Genomic DNA, 2,332 nt, shown 5'->3' on the forward strand with positions numbered 1-2,332 from the left:
CTGCCGTCGCGACGGCAGCCGTGGCGGGTGTCCTCGTGTTCCAGGGAGTCTCCGGCACCGACGGCACCGGCGGCACCGGCGGGGGCGTGGACGCCAAGTCCGCCCCGGCGCGGGTCGACGTGCACGCGAACGAGCTCAAGGTGTCGGCGGACGGGACCACCGCCGACTTCACGCAGAAGCACACCAAGCCCTTCAGCCTGCTGGGTGTCACCTGGACCGACCCGGCGGCCAAGGTCTCCGGCACCGTCGAGGCCCGCACCCGCTCGGTGGCGACCGGCGAGTGGACCGGCTGGCTGCCGCTGGCGACCGACGTGGACGGGCGCACCGAGACCGGTCAGCCCGGTGTGCGGGGCACCACCGAGCCGCGCTGGGTCGGGGCATCGAACGGTGTGGAGGTCCGGGTGACCTCCGGGGGCACTTCCTCGGCCGGTCTGCCCGCCGGTCTCCGCCTGGACACCGTCGACCCCGGTACCTCCGGGCTCGACGCGGAGACCGCCGCGTACGCGCAGGACATGAAGGAAGGTTTCGCCGAGGACGGCGAGAGCGCGGAGCCCACGCCGGCGGACACCACGTCGGCCTCGGAGACCCCGGAGACCCCCGGGCCCACGGCGACCGGGGAGACCTCGGACTCCGGCGCGCTGTCCGGCTCGGACACCGGCGAGCCGACCGCGACCCCGACGACGGCGGCGCCCACCACTCCGGCACCGACCGCGACACCGACCACTCCGGCTCCGTCCGCGACGACGGCCTCCCCCTCGCCGACGCTGACACCCGCACCGGTCTCCACGATGCCGAAGCCGCCGATCGTCGGCCGGGCCGGCTGGGGCGCGGACGAGAAGCTCAACAACGAGGCACCGGAGTACACGGCCTCCGTCAAGGCCGTGTTCGTGCACCACACCGCGCAGACCAACAACTACTCCTGCGCGGACTCCCCCGCCATCATGCGGAGCCTGCACGCCTTCCACGTCCAGTCGAACGGCTGGAAGGATCTGGGCTACAACTTCATCGTCGACAAGTGCGGCACCATCTTCGAGGGCCGCAAGGGCGGTGTGGACCAGCCGGTGCTCGGCGCCCACACCTACGGCTTCAACCGTGAGACGGCCGGTATCGCGGTCATCGGCATGTACACCGACACCAAGGCGTCGACCCCCGCGACCACGGCGGTGGCCCGGCTCGCCGCGTGGAAGCTCGGCCAGTACAAGGGCGACCCGGCGGGCAGGACGACGCTGGTCGCGGGCGCCACCCAGGACAGCGGCACCGGCATCTCGTACACCGCCGGGAAGAGCTACACCTTCAACCAGATCTCCGGTCACCGTGACGGCTTCAACACCGAGTGCCCCGGCACCGCGCTCTACGGGCAGTTGGGCGCGATCCGCTCCGCCTCGGCGGGTCCGGTCACCGGGCTGGCCATCTCCTCGGTCACCGGCAGCAGCACCTCGGGCACGACGACGTACACGCAGTCGGGCGTGAAGGTCTCCTGGACGGCCACCACCCCGTCCGCGCTGATCTCCAAGTACGAGCTGCTGGTGGACGGCAAGTCCGTCGCCACCACGAGCGGCACCGCGACCTCCGCCTCGGCGACGCTCGCCCTCGGCACCCACAAGGTGCAGGTCCGGGCGACGCACATGTCGGGCAAGGTGGCACCGCTCTCGGCCGCCGCGACCGTGGTCGCCGAGAAGACGGCCCCCGTCTTCACCACCAAGCCCTCGCTGGCGCTGAGCGCCGGCACGGTCAGCACCACGGCCGTGCCCGTCACCCTGAAGTGGAAGGCCGCGGACGGGATCGCGCTGAAGGAGGTCCGGCTCACCGCCCCGGTGGCGAAGACGTACACGGCGACGACGTCCAGCGCCGCCCAGACCACCAAGCCCGGTGTGTCGACGACCTGGAAGATGTCGGCGTACGACCGCGCGGGCAACACCGCCGCCGCCTCCGTGACCGGTACCCCGGTGATCCTCCAGGAGACCTCCACCACCCGGACGGGTACGTGGACGGCGAAGTCCTCGACGAGCTACCTCGGCGGGAAGTCGTACTCCAGCAGCGCCAAGAACGCGAGCATGACCTGGACGTTCACCGGCCGGTCGGCCGCGCTCGTCGTCTCGCGCGCCTCGACCTCGGGGCAGGTGTACGTCTACGTGGACGGCAAGAAGACGGCCACGGTGGACCTGAAGGCCACCACCACCAAGTACCGCGACGCGATCTGGACGACCACCTGGCCGGCCGCCGCCAAGCACACGGTGAAGCTGGTCGTGGTCGGCACGAGCGGCCGGCCCGCCGTCACCACGGACGGGCTCGTCTACCTCAAGTAGCGCCCGTACCGCACCACATGTGACAG

1 protein-coding gene is annotated in these 2,332 nt (G+C 71.6%); it reads left to right on the forward strand.

Annotated elements, in window-relative coordinates:
• Positions 1 to 2,306, forward strand: a 2,306-nt coding sequence (locus ACFWEP_RS34150; RefSeq protein WP_387376125.1) for an N-acetylmuramoyl-L-alanine amidase, incomplete at its 5' end; no start/stop codon positions are given.
• Positions 2,307 to 2,332: the final 26 nt, after the last annotated feature.

The sequence above is a fragment of the Streptomyces sp. NPDC060198 genome, assembly GCF_042728415.1.
In the GTDB taxonomy this organism is placed as follows: domain Bacteria; phylum Actinomycetota; class Actinomycetes; order Streptomycetales; family Streptomycetaceae; genus Streptomyces.